The organism is Pantoea sp. BRR-3P (assembly GCF_039621635.1).
Lineage (GTDB): Bacteria > Pseudomonadota > Gammaproteobacteria > Enterobacterales > Enterobacteriaceae > Pantoea > Pantoea floridensis.
In genome coordinates, this window is the sequence record NZ_CP155066.1 from 3,952,267 (window position 1) to 3,966,490 (window position 14,224).

12 protein-coding genes and 1 tRNA gene are annotated in these 14,224 nt (G+C 55.1%); 8 read left to right on the forward strand and 5 right to left on the reverse strand.

What is annotated here, in order from left to right; translation table 11 throughout:
* Positions 1–8: 8 nt before the first annotated feature.
* Positions 9–293, forward strand: a complete 285-nt coding sequence (locus tag AAGR08_RS18240; RefSeq protein ID WP_061719305.1) for a type II toxin-antitoxin system ParD family antitoxin — start codon at positions 9–11, stop codon at positions 291–293.
* On the forward strand, positions 259–549 hold the full coding sequence (locus AAGR08_RS18245) for a type II toxin-antitoxin system RelE/ParE family toxin (RefSeq protein ID WP_097095412.1): 291 nt from the start codon (positions 259–261) through the stop codon (positions 547–549). Before AAGR08_RS18240 ends, AAGR08_RS18245 begins: the two co-directional genes overlap by 35 nt.
* A gap of 82 nt (positions 550–631) precedes the next feature.
* On the opposite strand, the gene glyS is transcribed toward AAGR08_RS18245, so the two are convergent.
* On the reverse strand, positions 632–2,701 hold the full coding sequence (glyS, locus tag AAGR08_RS18250; protein WP_097095413.1) for a glycine--tRNA ligase subunit beta: 2,070 nt from the start codon (positions 2,699–2,701) through the stop codon (positions 632–634).
* Between the two features lie 9 nt (positions 2,702–2,710).
* Positions 2,711–3,622 carry a glycine--tRNA ligase subunit alpha gene (gene glyQ, locus AAGR08_RS18255; protein ID WP_008105242.1) on the reverse strand — a complete coding sequence of 304 codons (912 nt, stop codon included), beginning with the start codon at positions 3,620–3,622 and terminating at the stop codon, positions 2,711–2,713.
* Between the two features lie 208 nt (positions 3,623–3,830).
* Here glyQ and AAGR08_RS18260 point away from each other — a divergent pair, with 208 nt between their 5' ends.
* Positions 3,831–4,826, forward strand: a complete 996-nt coding sequence (locus tag AAGR08_RS18260; protein ID WP_097095414.1) for an acyltransferase — start codon at positions 3,831–3,833, stop codon at positions 4,824–4,826.
* Here AAGR08_RS18260 and AAGR08_RS18265 read toward each other — a convergent pair.
* The 3 genes from AAGR08_RS18265 to xylA all read right to left on the reverse strand — a co-directional run bounded on the left by AAGR08_RS18265 (position 4,811) and on the right by xylA (position 8,691).
* Positions 4,811–5,743: a helix-turn-helix domain-containing protein gene (locus AAGR08_RS18265; protein ID WP_097095415.1), complete on the reverse strand. Its 933-nt coding sequence runs from the start codon at positions 5,741–5,743 to the stop codon at positions 4,811–4,813. The genes AAGR08_RS18260 and AAGR08_RS18265 overlap by 16 nt on opposite strands.
* A 165-nt stretch (positions 5,744–5,908) precedes the next feature.
* Positions 5,909–7,351 carry a xylulokinase gene (gene xylB, locus AAGR08_RS18270; protein WP_345827572.1) on the reverse strand — a complete coding sequence of 481 codons (1,443 nt, stop codon included), beginning with the start codon at positions 7,349–7,351 and terminating at the stop codon, positions 5,909–5,911.
* Between the two features lie 17 nt (positions 7,352–7,368).
* Positions 7,369–8,691 (reverse strand): xylose isomerase, encoded by a 1,323-nt coding sequence (gene xylA / locus AAGR08_RS18275; RefSeq protein ID WP_097095417.1) that lies wholly within the window; start codon positions 8,689–8,691, stop codon positions 7,369–7,371.
* Between the two features lie 354 nt (positions 8,692–9,045).
* On the opposite strand from xylA, the gene xylF reads away from it, so the two are divergent.
* The 5 genes from xylF (at position 9,046) to AAGR08_RS18300 (ending at position 14,188) form a co-directional block, all read left to right on the forward strand.
* The gene (xylF, locus tag AAGR08_RS18280) at positions 9,046–10,038 is read left to right on the forward strand and encodes a D-xylose ABC transporter substrate-binding protein (RefSeq protein WP_345829938.1); all 993 of its coding nucleotides are present in this window, start codon (positions 9,046–9,048) and stop codon (positions 10,036–10,038) included.
* 22 nt (positions 10,039–10,060) lie between these two features.
* A complete protein-coding gene (locus AAGR08_RS18285) occupies positions 10,061–11,587 on the forward strand; it encodes a xylose ABC transporter ATP-binding protein (protein WP_097095419.1) in 1,527 nt (508 codons plus the stop codon).
* A complete protein-coding gene (gene xylH, locus AAGR08_RS18290; protein WP_345827573.1) occupies positions 11,580–12,761 on the forward strand; it encodes a xylose ABC transporter permease XylH in 1,182 nt (393 codons plus the stop codon). The genes AAGR08_RS18285 and xylH overlap by 8 nt, the downstream gene beginning before the upstream one ends.
* Positions 12,762–12,853: 92 nt before the next feature.
* Positions 12,854–14,032 carry a D-xylose utilization transcriptional activator XylR gene (gene xylR / locus AAGR08_RS18295; protein WP_345827574.1) on the forward strand — a complete coding sequence of 393 codons (1,179 nt, stop codon included), beginning with the start codon at positions 12,854–12,856 and terminating at the stop codon, positions 14,030–14,032.
* Between the two features lie 61 nt (positions 14,033–14,093).
* A tRNA-Sec gene (locus tag AAGR08_RS18300) sits at positions 14,094–14,188 on the forward strand.
* The last annotated feature ends 36 nt before the right edge of the window (positions 14,189–14,224 follow it).

The following is a 14,224-nucleotide window of genomic DNA, read 5'->3' on the forward strand; positions in this document are numbered from 1 at the left end:
TAACGATAATGGCACGTACCATGACGATCGATTTAGGCGATGAACTGCGCGAGTTTGTTGAATCTCTGGTTGAGTCCGGCGACTACCGTACGCAAAGCGAAGTGGTACGCGACTCGCTGCGTTTGCTGCGTGAGAAACAGGCGGAATCGAAGCTGGAGAAGCTCAGAGAGTTAGTCAGAGAGGGTTTCGAAAGCGGCCCAGGAAAAGAGTGGGATCATGAAGATTTTCTAAGACGTGCAAAAGCCAGGGTAGGCATTTATGAAAAGGACCATCACGATAAAACCGGAAGCTGATGCGGATCTGATGAAGATCTGGATTTATGGATACTGGAATTATGGCGAGCAGTTAGCTGATGATTATAGCTCCAGATTTGCTCAGCTCTTCGACAAACTCGCCATGTTTGATTTAGGTCGCAAACGACCAGATTTAGGTAAGCAGATATATTCGCTGCCTCTCGGACAGCATGTTGTGATCTATCGCGCTGAAGTGGATGAAATCTTTATCGGCCGCATCTTGCACCACTCGCAGGAAATCAGCGCCGAATTTTAAAACAACAAGGGACGATTTCTCGTCCCTTCCGATTTATCCGGCCCCTACAGCGTAGGGTCGCCATTTATGGCGACCAAGCCAATTACTGCAACAGCGAAATATCCGCTACCTGCAGGAACAGCTGACGCAGCTGTGCCAGCAGCGTCAGACGGTTAATACGCACCGCCTGATCGTCAGCGTTAACCATCACTTTATCGAAGAAGTTGTCCACCGCTTCACGCAGTTGTGCCAGTTCCACCAGCGCATCCTGATAGCGACCCTCTGCAAAGAACGGCTGCAGCTTATCGCCCAGCGCGGTCACGAAGGTCGCCAGCTGGATCTCTTCGTTCTCTTTCAGCAGGGAAGCCTGCACGCTGTCATTCAGGGTTTCGGTCGATTTCGCCAGGATATTCGACACGCGCTTGTTGGCCGCGGCCAGCGTGGCTGCGGCTTCCAGCGTACGGAAATGCGAAACCGCCTTCATGCGCGCATCGAAGTCTGCCGGACGAGTTGGACGACGCGCCAGCACCGCCTGAATGGTGTCAACGCTGTGGCCCTCTTCCTGATACCAGGTACGGAAGCGACCCAGCATAAAGTCGATCACTTCATCGACCACTTTCGCGTTGCTCAGCTTGCTACCGTACAGACGCACCGCTTCTTCGGTTAGCGTTTGCAGATCGAGCGGCAGGTTTTTCTCAACGATGATGCGCAGCACGCCCAGTGCCGCGCGACGCAGTGCGAACGGGTCTTTATCGCCTTTAGGATGCTGACCAATACCGAAGATGCCCGCGAGGGTATCCATCTTGTCAGCAATCGCTACGGCACAGGCGACAGGATTCGACGGCAGATCGTCACCGGCAAAGCGCGGCTGATACTGCTCGTTCAGGGCCACGGCCACATCTTCCGCTTCGCCATCGTGGCGCGCGTAGTGCATGCCCATCACGCCCTGCGTATCGGTGAACTCGAAGACCATGTTGGTCATCAGGTCACATTTCGACAGCAAGCCGGCGCGGGTCGCGTGATTGACATCGGCGCCAATCTGCGCCGCAATCCAGCCAGCCAGCGCCTGAATGCGGTCAGTTTTATCGCGCAACGTACCCAGCTCTTTCTGGAACAGGACCGTTTCCAGACGCGGCAGGTTATCTTCCAGACGCTGTTTGCGGTCAGTATTGAAGAAGAATTCCGCATCCGCCAGACGCGGGCGCACTACCTTCTCGTTACCGGAGATGATCTGCTGCGGATCTTTGGATTCGATGTTGGTGACGAAGATGAAATTCGGCAGCAGTTTGCCCGCCGCGTCGTACACCGGGAAGTACTTCTGGTCACCTTTCATGGTGTACACCAGCGCTTCAGCCGGTACCGCGAGGAACTTCTCTTCGAACTTCGCCGTCAGCACCACCGGCCATTCCACCAGCGAGGTCACTTCTTCCAGCAGGCTTTCGCTCAGATCGGCGATGCCGCCAATTTTCTGCGCTGCCGCTTCAGCATCCGCTTTGATTTTGGCTTTACGCGCGGCGTAATCAGCGACAACGTTGCCACGCTCCAGCAGCAGCTGCGGATATTGATCGGCATTATCGATAGTGAACTCTGGCTCGCCCATAAAGCGATGACCGCGAATCACGCGATCGGACTCAATACCGAGAATCTTCGCGGGAATCAACTCATCGCCGAGCAGCAGCGTAACGGTGTGTACCGGACGCACAAACTGCACATCGCTCGCACCCCAGCGCATTAGCTTAGGAATCGGCAGCTTGCTCAGCGCAGTCGCGACCATCGCGGGCAGCAGCGCCTGCGCGCTTTCGCCAGTGATCGCTGCGCGATGCACCAGCCATTCGCCTTTATCGGTGCTCAGGCGCTCAGCCTGATCAACGGTGATGCCGTTGCCACGCGCCCAGCCTTCGGCCGCTTTGGTCGCCTTGCCGTCGGCATCAAACGCAGCGGCGATAGCCGGGCCACGTTTTTCAACTTCGCGATCCGGCTGCGCGGCGGCAAGGGTAGCCACTTTCAGCGCCAGACGGCGCGGCGCGGCAAACCAGCTCACTTCGCCATGCGCCAGACCGGCGCTATCAAGTTCAGCGGTGAAGTGCGCAGCAAAGGCTTCTGCCAGGCTGCGCAGCGCTTTCGGAGGCAACTCTTCGGTGCCAATTTCCACCAGGAAAGTTTTATCGGTCATGGCTGCCTCTTACTTGTTTTTATTGCACATTGGGAAGCCAAGCGCCTCGCGGGACGCGTAATAGGCTTCCGCCACGGCTTTCGTCAGGGTGCGGATACGCAGGATATAGCGCTGGCGTTCGGTGACTGAAATCGCCTTGCGGGCGTCCAGCAGGTTAAAGCTGTGTGCCGCTTTCAGAATGCGCTCGTAGGCAGGCAGCGGCAGCGGTTTTTCCAGCGCCAGCAGCTGCTGCGCTTCTTTCTCATACTGCTCGAAGCAGGTGAAAAGGAAGTCGACGTCAGCGTATTCGAAGTTGTAGGTCGACTGCTCCACTTCGTTCTGATGGAACACTTCGCCGTAAGTGGTTTTGCCGAACGGACCATCGCTCCACACCAGATCGTAAACGCTGTCTACGCCCTGGATGTACATAGCCAGGCGCTCTAAGCCGTAAGTGATCTCGCCGGTCACCGGCTTACACTCAAGGCCGCCCACCTGCTGGAAGTACGTAAACTGCGTCACTTCCATGCCGTTCAGCCACACTTCCCAACCGAGTCCCCACGCACCGAGCGTTGGGTTTTCCCAGTTATCTTCGACAAAGCGAATATCGTGAATGGTCGGATCCATACCCAGCTCTTTCAGCGACCCAAGGTACAGCTCCTGAAGATTGTCCGGGTTGGGCTTAATCACCACCTGGAACTGGTAATAGTGCTGCAAACGGTTCGGGTTTTCACCGTAGCGTCCGTCAGTTGGACGACGCGATGGCTGCACGTAGGCGGTGGCCATCGGCTCTGGGCCTAAGGCACGCAGGCAAGTCATCGGGTGAGAGGTGCCGGCGCCCACTTCCATGTCCAACGGTTGGACGATGGTGCAGCCTTGACGCGCCCAGTAATCCTGCAAGGTCAGGATCAGGCCCTGAAAGGTCTTGGTATCAAACTTTTGCATGTTGAATTCGCACGCGATACGGATCGGTTAAAAAAAGAGTGCGCCAGTATACCCTTTGACCGCAGATTGTGCAGCCGGAAATCCAGCGCCAATTTCGTCGCCATAGCGCGCAGGTTATTGATACAGAGTGATCTGAATTGCAGCCAGAAGGGTTGTTGGCGTGCCACCCACTGGCTACCCTTCTTCGCAGTGAATGCAAGAGGACGCCATGCAGCAAAAAATCTACTGGATCGATAACTTACGCGCGGTGGCCTGCCTGATGGTGATCGTCATCCACACCACCACCTGGTACATCACCGGGCCCATGGCGGTAACCGGCACCAGCTGGGATGTGGCGAACCTGCTTAACTCGGCGTCGCGCGTCTGCGTTCCGCTATTCTTTATGATCTCAGGCTATCTGTTCTTCGGCGAACGCAGCGCGCAGGGGCGGCATCTGCTGCGCATCGTGCTGTGCCTGCTGTTTTACAGCGCGGTGGCGCTGGCATATATCACCTGGCTAACGCCGATCAGTGAAGGACGATCGCTGCTCAAACTGCTGCAAAAACCGGTCTTCTATCACCTGTGGTTCTTCTTCGCCATTATCGGCATCTATCTGCTTTCACCGTTGATTCAGGTGAAAAGTGTGGCGCCGCGTTACGTGGCCATGTTGGTCATCGTGTTGGCGGTACTGGCGAATCCCAATACCGTGAGCCAGTCGCTGGGGCCATTCCACTGGCTGCCGGTGAATCTTTATGTCAGCGGCGACAGCATTTATTACCTGCTGTATGCGCTGCTCGGTCGCGCGATTGGCTGTATGGAGACGGATAAGCGCGGCATTAGCTGGCTGGCTGGATTAGGCTTTATCGCCTGCGTGATTGGCATTGCACTCGGCACTAAACAGATGCTGAAAATCAACGGCGCGTTCAATGATACATGGTATCTCTACTGCGGACCGCTGGTGTTTATTGCTGCAATTAGCCTACTGATAGTGTTCAAAAATAGGTTGAATCAGCGCGCCCTGCCGGGGCTGGCGACGATCTCGCGCTATTCACTGCCGATTTATGGTTTCCACGCGCTGTTTATCCATTATCTGCGCACCCATCATTACGACGACATGTCGCGGCCGTGGCTCGATTTACCTTGGGTGATGGGCGTTACGCTCCTTGGCAGTTTGCTGCTAGCGATGCTGTTAAAACGCATCGATAAACGTCATCTGGTGAGCTGATCGTCCCAACGCTGATACGCTCGCTTCAGCTGGCGTGCCGAGGAGAATCCGGCCGCCAGCGCCGCTTTTTCCGCCGCTTCGCCCTGCTGCTGACGTTGACGTGCAATCACCAAACGCAGCTGCTCATGATACTCACGTACGCTGATCCCCAGATGCTGACGGAACAGCCGCGTGAGATGACGCTCGCTGACGTGCGCCCGCTCGGCGAGTGCGGTAAGCGACCAGTCGCGCTCGGGATGGGCAATCATCAGGTCCTGCGCGCGATGAATCGCCGGATGCAGATGGTTGCGATAGCGCAGCCACGGCGAGAGTTGCGGATCATCGCCCGAACGGCGGAACCACACCACCATTTCGCGCGCCACCTTCAGCGCCTGTTGCGCACCACATAAGCGATTGATCAGATGGAGCGCCAGGTCGATCCCCGCGGTAATGCCAGCGCTGGTCCAGATGCCACCATCTTCCACGAACACGCGGTTATCTTTCACCAATGCAGCGGGTGCGGCGGCTTTCAAACGTGGCAGAACATCATGATGGGTGGTGCATTGCACGCCATCCAGCAATCCCGCCTGAGCCGAGAGCAAAGCACCGGAACAGATACAGATCAATGTGATGCGCTTAGCATCAATGTCCGCTTGCTGCTGACGCAGCCAGTCACGCGCCAGCGCCGCCGGTGCGGTATCAAACCATACGCGTGAATCATAGACGCCTGGCACCACCAGCAGGCTGTTTTCAGGAAGCTGTGCCGGTAGCGGCGCAACGTCTGCGATGGTCATGCCGGTGGAGCACAGCACGCTGGGCTGCGGGCCGACGTAGTGCAGCGCGAAGTGACCGTCGGCCAGCTGCAGGGTTTCCGCCGGGCCGGTGAGATCCAGCGCCATCACGCCGGGAAGGACAAGGAAGAAGACGTGTTGTGGCATGATGGGCTCCGGGTTAGGGGTGAGGTCTTCAGCCAGGGCAGCATAAATGCCGCCCCTACAGCGTAGGGTCGCCATTCATGGCGACCAAATCAGGCCACACCATCTGACATTACTCACTTATCATATCTAATAAAAATTTCCAGCACCTGCCAAATCCAGCCATCATTAAGACATCAACGGCTTTAACTGCTGATACAAGCGCGCAAACTTGTCGCGCTGCGGCTGATAGGCCTGATGACGCGCCGCATCGGGCTGATGCCGCTGCGCCAACGCCAGCGACGGCCATTCGCTATCTGCATCAATCGCCAGCTGCGCTAATCTCGCCGCACCCAGCGCCGGACCGACTTCGCCGCCGTGACAATAATCCAGCGTCAGCCCGCTAATATCGGCCAACATCTGCCGCCAGTATGCACTGCGCGCGCCGCCGCCAATCAGCATCACGGTTTTTGGCTGCACACCACACTCGTGCACCGCATCCATGCCTTCAGCCAATGCAAAACCCACGCCTTCCAGCACCGCGCGCGCCAGCTCCGGTCGGCCATGTTGATGCGTTAAACCAAAGAATGCGCCCTGCGCCTGCGGATTGTTGTGCGGCGTCCGCTCACCAGAGAGATACGGCAGGAACCACAGCGGCGAGGCATCGCTGCGCGCGGTTTCTGCTTCGGCCAGCAGCTGCGGCACACTCTCGCAGCCGGTCAGCGCCGCCGCCCAATCGAGGCAGGACGCAGCGCTTAACATTACTGACATCAAATGCCAGCGCTGTGGCAGCGCATGGCAGAAGCTGTGCACGGCACGCGCTGGATTGCTGAGATAGCCGTCGCTCACTACGAAATAAACACCGGATGTGCCAAGTGAAAGCATGCCTTGTCCCGGCTCGACCATACCAACACCCACGGCGCCCGCCGCATTATCGCCACCGCCCGCCACCAGCGGTACGGCTTGCATACCCCAGCGCGTGGCAACATCCGGCAATAAGCTGCCGGTGATCTGATTGCCCTCAAACAGCTGCGGCATCTGGCTGCGCTGCAAATCACAGGCGTTGAGCATCACATCGCTCCAGTCACGCTGTGCCACATCCAGCCATAGGGTTCCCGCCGCATCCGACATATCGCTGGCGAAGTCACCGCTCATACGCCAGCGCAGATAATCTTTCGGCAGCAGCACCTTAGCCACCTGCGCAAACAGCTGCGGCTCATGCTGTTTCACCCACAGCAGCTTGGGCGCGGTAAAGCCGGGCATCATCAGATTGCCGGTGATGTGACGCGTATCCGGCACGCGCTGCTCCAGCTCGCGGCACTGCTCGCCGCTGCGCCCGTCATTCCATAAAATCGCCGGGCGCAGCACCTGGTTATCGCTATCCAGCAAGGTAGCACCGTGCATCTGGCCGCTTAGACCTATCGCCTTAACGCCGCTGAGATCGTGCTGCTGCCCCAGCGTCTGCATGGCTTTATCTGTCGCCTGCCACCAGCTTTCCGGATCCTGTTCGCTCCACAGCGGCTGCGGGCGTGAGATCTCCAGCGGCGCACTCGCCACGGCAATCACCTTGCCGACTGCATCCAGCAACACCACTTTCACGCCGGAGGTGCCCAAATCGATGCCGATAACCATGCTGCGCTCCTGAAAATTTAAAAATCAAACAGATAGTGATTCACCAGGTTTTCCAGCTGTTCCTGACGGCCACTGCGATGTTGTGGATTGAACTGCTGTTGTTCTGCTTGCTCTGCCAGCGCTGCAAGTGAGAACTCTCCTTTCAGAATCTGCTGACCAAACTCCCCGTTCCAGCCGCTATAACGCTGTGCTACGCGCTTATCCAGCTCGCCATCCGCTACCATGCGTGCCGCAACTTTTAATGCCAGCGCCATCGTATCCATCGCCCCGATATGGCCATAGAACAGATCATATTTATCCGTGCTCTGACGCCGCACTTTGGCATCAAAGTTTAAGCCGCCGGTGGTAAATCCGCCCGCTTTGATAATTTCGTACAACACCAGAGCGTTCTCTTCGACGCTGATGGGGAATTGGTCGGTGTCCCAGCCGCACTGAGCATCACCGCGGTTTGCATCTACCGAACCAAAAATACCGAGCGCGATAGCGGTAGCAATTTCGTGGTGGAACGAGTGGCCCGCCAGCGTGGCGTGGTTAGCCTCCACATTCACCTTAATCTCTTTCTCCAGCCCAAACTGCTTCAGGAAGCCATAAACCGTCGCCACATCATAATCATACTGATGTTTTGTAGGCTCCTGTGGCTTCGGCTCAATCAGCAACATGCCGTTGAAACCGATTTTGTGCTTATGTTCCACCACCATCTGCATAAACCGGCCAATCTGCTCGCGCTCCTGGCGCAGGTCGGTATTCAGCAAGGTTTCATAACCTTCGCGGCCGCCCCATAACACATAATTTTCGCCGCCAAGGGTTTGTGTCGCCTGCATCGCACTGCACACCTGAGTCGCCGCCCAGGCAAAAATTTCCGGATCCGGATTGGTGGCTGCCCCGGCGCCGTAGCGCGGATGAGTGAAGCAGTTTGCGGTTCCCCACAGCAACTTCACGCCGGTTTCCTGCTGCTTTTGCAGCAACTTATCCGTCATGACGGCAAAGTTCTCTCGATAGCGTTGCAGCGAGTCGCCTTCCGGAGAGACATCTACATCATGGAAGCAGTAATAGGGTACGTTCAGCTTCTGGAAAAATTCAAAAGCGACATCCGCCTTTTGCTGCGCCAGCGTGAGCGCATCGCCCTGCTTCTGCCAGGGGCGATCAAATGCACCAACGCCAAACATATCCGCGCCATTCCAGCAGAAAGTGTGCCAGTAACAGGCCGCAAAACGCAGATGCTCAGCCATGGTTTTCCCCAGGATCACTTCTTCTGGGTTGTAATGGCGGAACGCCAGCGGATTATGCGTTGCGGTCCCTTCATAACGAACGCGGTCAAGCTGGTCGAAATAGGCGTGCATATAAAGCTCCTTAGCATGAGGACCCGAATGGTCAGCTTTGAGCCTTCATTGTGATAATGTAATTTACTGCTTCTCAATTACGATATTTAACACTCGCAGTGAGATAATTATTATTTGTGCGCCAGCTCGCAAAACAATGTTGTTATTTTCATTATCCCCTTTCATCTTCTCCACACCATTCCTTTTTCTGAAAACAATTAAATCCCGATCGCGCTCATAAAATCGCAAATAAACCAAAAAACGTAATGGCCAGATAAAAATCAGTAATTGATGTTGTCAGAAACTCAGCGCAACAATTCATCGGCCTGGTTTTTCCTTACAACGACAATAGCCTCAACCTACAGGATGAACACCATGAAGATAAAACATTCACTGTTAGCCGCCTGCGCAGCACTGGCTCTGTTTAGTCATGCTGGTAGTGCTAAAGAAGTAAAAATCGGTATGGCCATTGATGATTTACGCCTGGAGCGTTGGCAGAAAGACCGCGATATCTTTGTTAAACAAGCTGAATCTATGGGTGCCAAAGTGTTTGTGCAATCGGCAAACGGCAATGAAGAAACCCAGATGTCGCAAATTGAGAATATGATAAATCGCGGCGTCGATGTGTTAGTCATCATCCCTTATAACGGCCAGGTTTTAAGTAATGTCGTGGCAGAAGCGAAACGTGAAGGTATTAAAGTTCTGGCCTATGACCGCATGATTAATAACGCTGACATTGATTTTTATATCTCTTTTGATAATGAAAAGGTTGGCGAATTGCAGGCTGAAAGCATTGTGAAACAGGTACCAAAAGGGAATTATTTTCTAATGGGGGGTTCGCCCGTTGATAATAATGCTCGCCTGTTCCGCGCAGGTCAGATGAAAGTGTTAAAACCTTATATTGATAATGGCAGTATTAAAGTGGTGGGCGATCAGTGGGTTGATGCCTGGCTGCCGGAAAATGCCCTGAAAATTATGGAAAATGCGTTAACCGCTAACGGTAACCATATTGATGCCGTTGTGGCCTCGAATGATGCCACCGCCGGGGGGGCGATTCAGGCGCTTAGTGCGCAGGGGCTTTCGGGCAAAGTTGCCATCTCCGGGCAGGATGCCGATCTTGCCGCTATCAAACGCATTATGAACGGCACACAAACCATGACGGTTTATAAACCCATCACAGAGCTTGCCACCGAAGCAGCCAAAATCGCCGTGCAACTGGGTGACAATCAACAGCCGACCAGCAACGGCAAACTCAATAATGGCCTTAAAGATGTGCCATCACGTCTGCTGAAACCGATCTCCGTAAACAAAGACAATATTGAAAGCACAGTTGTTAAAGATGGCTTCCACAAGCAGAGCGAACTTTAAAAAGTGAGCCGGTGAAGGAGAGATGTCGATGTTGCTGGAAATGAACCATATCACAAAGCGTTTCGGCACGGTGAAAGCACTGGATGACGTTAGCTTGCGGCTGGAAGCGGGTGAAGTGATGTCACTGTGCGGTGAAAACGGCTCAGGAAAATCGACACTGATGAAGATCCTGTGCGGGCTTTATCCACACGGTGACTTCGACGGCACTATCCAGTTTGCAGGTGATGAAATCCAGGCGCAGACCATTCGTGATACCGAGCGCAAAGGGATTGTGATTATTCATCAAGAGCTGGCGCTGGTGCGACAACTGACGGTCATGGAGAATATTTTCCTCGGTGCGGAGCTGAGCCGCTTTGGCATGGTGGATGATGAAATCATGACGTTGCGCTGCCAGCAGTTGCTGGAGCGAGTCAAACTCCATGTCTCACCTGACACGCGCGTCGGCGAACTGGGATTAGGCCAACAGCAGCTGGTGGAGATTGCGCGCGCCCTGAATAAACAGGTGCGCCTGTTGATTCTCGATGAACCAACCTCTTCGCTCACGGAACAGGAAACCGGGGTTCTCCTTAGCATCATCCAGAACCTGCGCGAACATGGCATCGCCTGTATTTACATCTCGCACAAGCTCAACGAAGTGAAGGCGATTTCAGACACCATCTGCGTAATCCGCGATGGCCAGCATATCGCCACCCGTCCTGCCGCTGGCCTGAGCGAGGATGACATTATTACCATGATGGTGGGCCGAGAATTAACTGCACTCTATCCCCACACTCCACATGAAATGGGTGACACCGTGTTGCAGGTTGAGAATCTCACCGCCTGGCATCCCATCAACCGTCATGTTCGAAGGGTAAATAATGTCTCTTTCAGCCTGAAACGTGGCGAAATCCTTGGCATCGCCGGTCTGGTGGGTGCGGGCCGAACAGAAACCGTGCAGTGCTTATTTGGCGTTTGGCCGGGCCGCTGGCAGGGAGACATCTTTATCAACGGGAAGAAGGCCCACATCCGCGACTGCCGCAGCGCCATTGCCCATGGCATTGCGATGGTGCCCGAAGATCGTAAAAAGGATGGGATTGTTTCACTAATGGGCGTGGGTAAAAACATCACCCTTGCCGCCCTGGAACAATTCACACCACGACTTTCCATCCTGGACGAAGCGCAGGAGCAGCAAGCGATCAATCAGGCCATTACGCGCCTGCGGGTGAAAACCTCGTCGCCGGAGCTGCCGATTGGTCGCCTGAGCGGCGGGAACCAACAGAAGGCAATTCTCGCCAAATGCCTGCTGCTCAATCCGCAGATTTTAATTCTTGATGAGCCAACGCGCGGCATTGATGTCGGCGCACGCCAGGAGATCTATCTGCTGATCAATGCGCTGGTGCAGCAAGGGATTGCCGTGATTGTTATTTCTTCGGAGTTGCCCGAGGTGCTGGGGCTGAGCGATCGGGTTTTGGTGATGCATGAAGGACAAATCAAAGCCGATCTGATTAACGATAACCTGACTCAGGAGCAGGTGATGGAAGCCGCCCTGCGGAGTGAACATTATGCTTAAGACCGAAAGTACACAACGCGGCCTCACTACACCCGGTAAAGGCGCGCCGGGGAGATTCGCACTGCCTGATCTACAGGTACTGGTGATGCTGGGTGCGATTGTGCTGATTGCTCTGTTCTTTACCTGGACCACCGACGGGGCGTGGCTCAGCGCCCGGAATGTTTCCAATCTGCTGCGCCAGACTGCCATTACCGGCATTCTTGCGGTCGGCATGGTGTTTGTCATTATCTCCGCAGAAATCGATCTCTCGGTCGGATCAATGATGGGTTTGCTCGGCGGTGCAGCAGCCATTTTTGACGTCTGGCTCGGTTGGCCTCTGCCACTGACTATTGTCGTAACGCTGGTAATGGGGTTGCTACTTGGCACCTGGAACGGCTGGTGGGTAGCCTATCGCAAAGTGCCTTCCTTTATCGTCACGCTGGCGGGGATGCTGGCGTTTCGTGGCATTCTGGTGGGCATCACCGACGGCACAACGGTTGCGCCGACCAGCCCAGCCATGTCACAAATTGGGCAAAGCTATCTGCCTGGCGGTATTGGTTTCGGATTCGGCTTTGCGGGTCTTGCGTTATTTATTCTCTGGCAATGGCGTTTACGTCTGCGCCGTCAAAAGCTGGGCCTGACGCAGGCCTCAGTCAGTGGTGCGCTGGTACGGCAGGCCATTACCGCCATTTTGGTGCTGGGCGCGATCTGGCTGCTGAACGATTATCGCGGCGTACCTACGCCCGTACTGTTATTAGCCCTGCTATTGCTGGGCGGAATGTTTATGGCAACCCGTACTGCATTTGGTCGCCGGATCTATGCCATAGGCGGCAATCTTGATGCCGCGCGTCTCTCCGGAATCAATGTGGCCCGCACCAAGCTGGCTGTTTTCGCGATCAATGGCGTTATGGTGGCGATTGCTGGTTTGATTTTGAGTTCACGCCTGGGTGCGGGTTCGCCTTCAGCGGGCAACATAGCTGAACTGGATGCCATCGCCGCCTGTGTCATCGGCGGCACCAGCCTCGCGGGCGGGGTGGGATCTGTGGCCGGCGCGGTAATAGGCGCCTTTATCATGGCTTCACTTGATAACGGCATGAGCATGATGGATGTCCCGACCTTCTGGCAGTACATCGTTAAGGGCGCGATTCTGCTGCTCGCGGTATGGATGGACACCGCGACGCGACGCCGGATGTAATCGCGTGAGCGATCACAATGTGGCGCAAATTCTTTCTGCCATCGGCTGCGCCGTGCTATGCAAGGTGCAGCGAGTTTAGGAGGGGCGCCATTATGCATGAGAAACGTTTTCGCATTACGTTGCTGTTCAACGCCAACAAGGTTTATGACCGCCAAGTGGTTGAAGGTGTTGGTGAATATTTACAGGCGTCGCAGACGGACTGGGACATCTTTATAGAAGAGGATTTTCGCTGCCGTATCGACAACATTCGCGAATGGCTGGGCGATGGCGTAATCGCCGATTACGACGATCCTTCCATTGAAAAATTGCTGGCGAATGTGTCGGTACCGATTGTGGGTGTTGGAGGATCTTATCATCAGCAACAGGACTATCCGCCCGTTCATTATATCGCCACTGATAATGCCGCGCTGGTGGAGAGTGCCTTCTTACATTTAAAAGAAAAAGGCATTAACCGCTTCGCCTTTTATGGCCTGCCCACCGCCAGCGGCAAACGCTGGGCACAGGAGCGTGAATATGCTTTTCGCCAGCTGGTATCGCGCGAGCGCTATCAGGGGGTGGTTTATCAGGGAATGGAAACGGCACCGGAAAATTGGCAGCACGCACAAAACCGTTTGGCAGACTGGCTGCAAACGCTGCCACCACAAACCGGCATCATCGCCGTCACCGATGCCCGTGCACGACACCTTCTGCAGGCCTGTGAATACCTGAAAATTCCAGTGCCGGAAAAGCTCACCGTAATTGGCATCGACAACGAAGAGTTGACGCGTTATCTATCGCGCGTGGCGCTCTCATCGGTCGCGCAGGGATCGCGCCAGATGGGTTATCAGGCAGCAAAACTGCTGCATCGCCTGCTGGATAAGCACTCTTTGGAACTGCAACGCATTCTGGTGCCGCCGGTGAAAGTGATTGCGCGTCGCTCCACCGATTACCGCTCCTTACACGATCCCGCCGTCATTCAGGCGATGCATTACATCCGTTTTAACGCCTGTAAAGGCATCAAGGTTGAGCAGGTTCTCGACGCCATCGGTATTTCACGCTCTAACCTGGAAAAACGCTTCCGCGACGAAACCGGCGATACCATCCACGCCATGATCCATCGGGAAAAACTGGAGAAAGCGCGCGAGTTGCTGGCGTGTTCTTCAATGAGCATCAATGAGATCTCGCAAATGTGCGGTTATCCTTCGCTGCAATACTTCTATTCGGTGTTTAAAAAGAGTTATGCCAATACGCCAAAGGAGTATCGGCAACTTCACGGCGAAAATGTGTTGTGACGACTGGCTAAGATCAAGAATTCCCCCGCTTTTGCCGCTATACTCCTGCGGCAACGTAAAAGGAAGATCGTCGTCTCCGGTGAGGCGGCCGGATTTCAAATCCGGTTAGGGCCGCCAGCGGTCCTGGGCAGGTTCGACTCCTGTGATCTTCCGCCACTTCTGTTACGAACGCCTTTCTCCTCACCACTTGAG

What these genes read in the sequence shown, in the direction of transcription:
- AAGR08_RS18285 (WP_097095419.1), top strand. Translation starts at nt 10,061, where the DNA reads ATGTCGATGTTGCTGGAAATGAACCATATCACAAAGCGTTTCGGCACG.
- AAGR08_RS18265 (WP_097095415.1), bottom strand. Translation starts at nt 5,743, where the DNA reads ATGCCACAACACGTCTTCTTCCTTGTCCTTCCCGGCGTGATGGCGCTG.
- xylF (WP_345829938.1), top strand. Translation starts at nt 9,046, where the DNA reads ATGAAGATAAAACATTCACTGTTAGCCGCCTGCGCAGCACTGGCTCTG.
- AAGR08_RS18245 (WP_097095412.1), top strand. Translation starts at nt 259, where the DNA reads ATGAAAAGGACCATCACGATAAAACCGGAAGCTGATGCGGATCTGATG.
- xylR (WP_345827574.1), top strand. Translation starts at nt 12,854, where the DNA reads ATGCATGAGAAACGTTTTCGCATTACGTTGCTGTTCAACGCCAACAAG.
- AAGR08_RS18260 (WP_097095414.1), top strand. Translation starts at nt 3,831, where the DNA reads ATGCAGCAAAAAATCTACTGGATCGATAACTTACGCGCGGTGGCCTGC.
- AAGR08_RS18240 (WP_061719305.1), top strand. Translation starts at nt 9, where the DNA reads ATGGCACGTACCATGACGATCGATTTAGGCGATGAACTGCGCGAGTTT.
- xylA (WP_097095417.1), bottom strand. Translation starts at nt 8,691, where the DNA reads ATGCACGCCTATTTCGACCAGCTTGACCGCGTTCGTTATGAAGGGACC.
- glyQ (WP_008105242.1), bottom strand. Translation starts at nt 3,622, where the DNA reads ATGCAAAAGTTTGATACCAAGACCTTTCAGGGCCTGATCCTGACCTTG.
- xylB (WP_345827572.1), bottom strand. Translation starts at nt 7,351, where the DNA reads ATGGTTATCGGCATCGATTTGGGCACCTCCGGCGTGAAAGTGGTGTTG.
- glyS (WP_097095413.1), bottom strand. Translation starts at nt 2,701, where the DNA reads ATGACCGATAAAACTTTCCTGGTGGAAATTGGCACCGAAGAGTTGCCT.
- xylH (WP_345827573.1), top strand. Translation starts at nt 11,580, where the DNA reads ATGCTTAAGACCGAAAGTACACAACGCGGCCTCACTACACCCGGTAAA.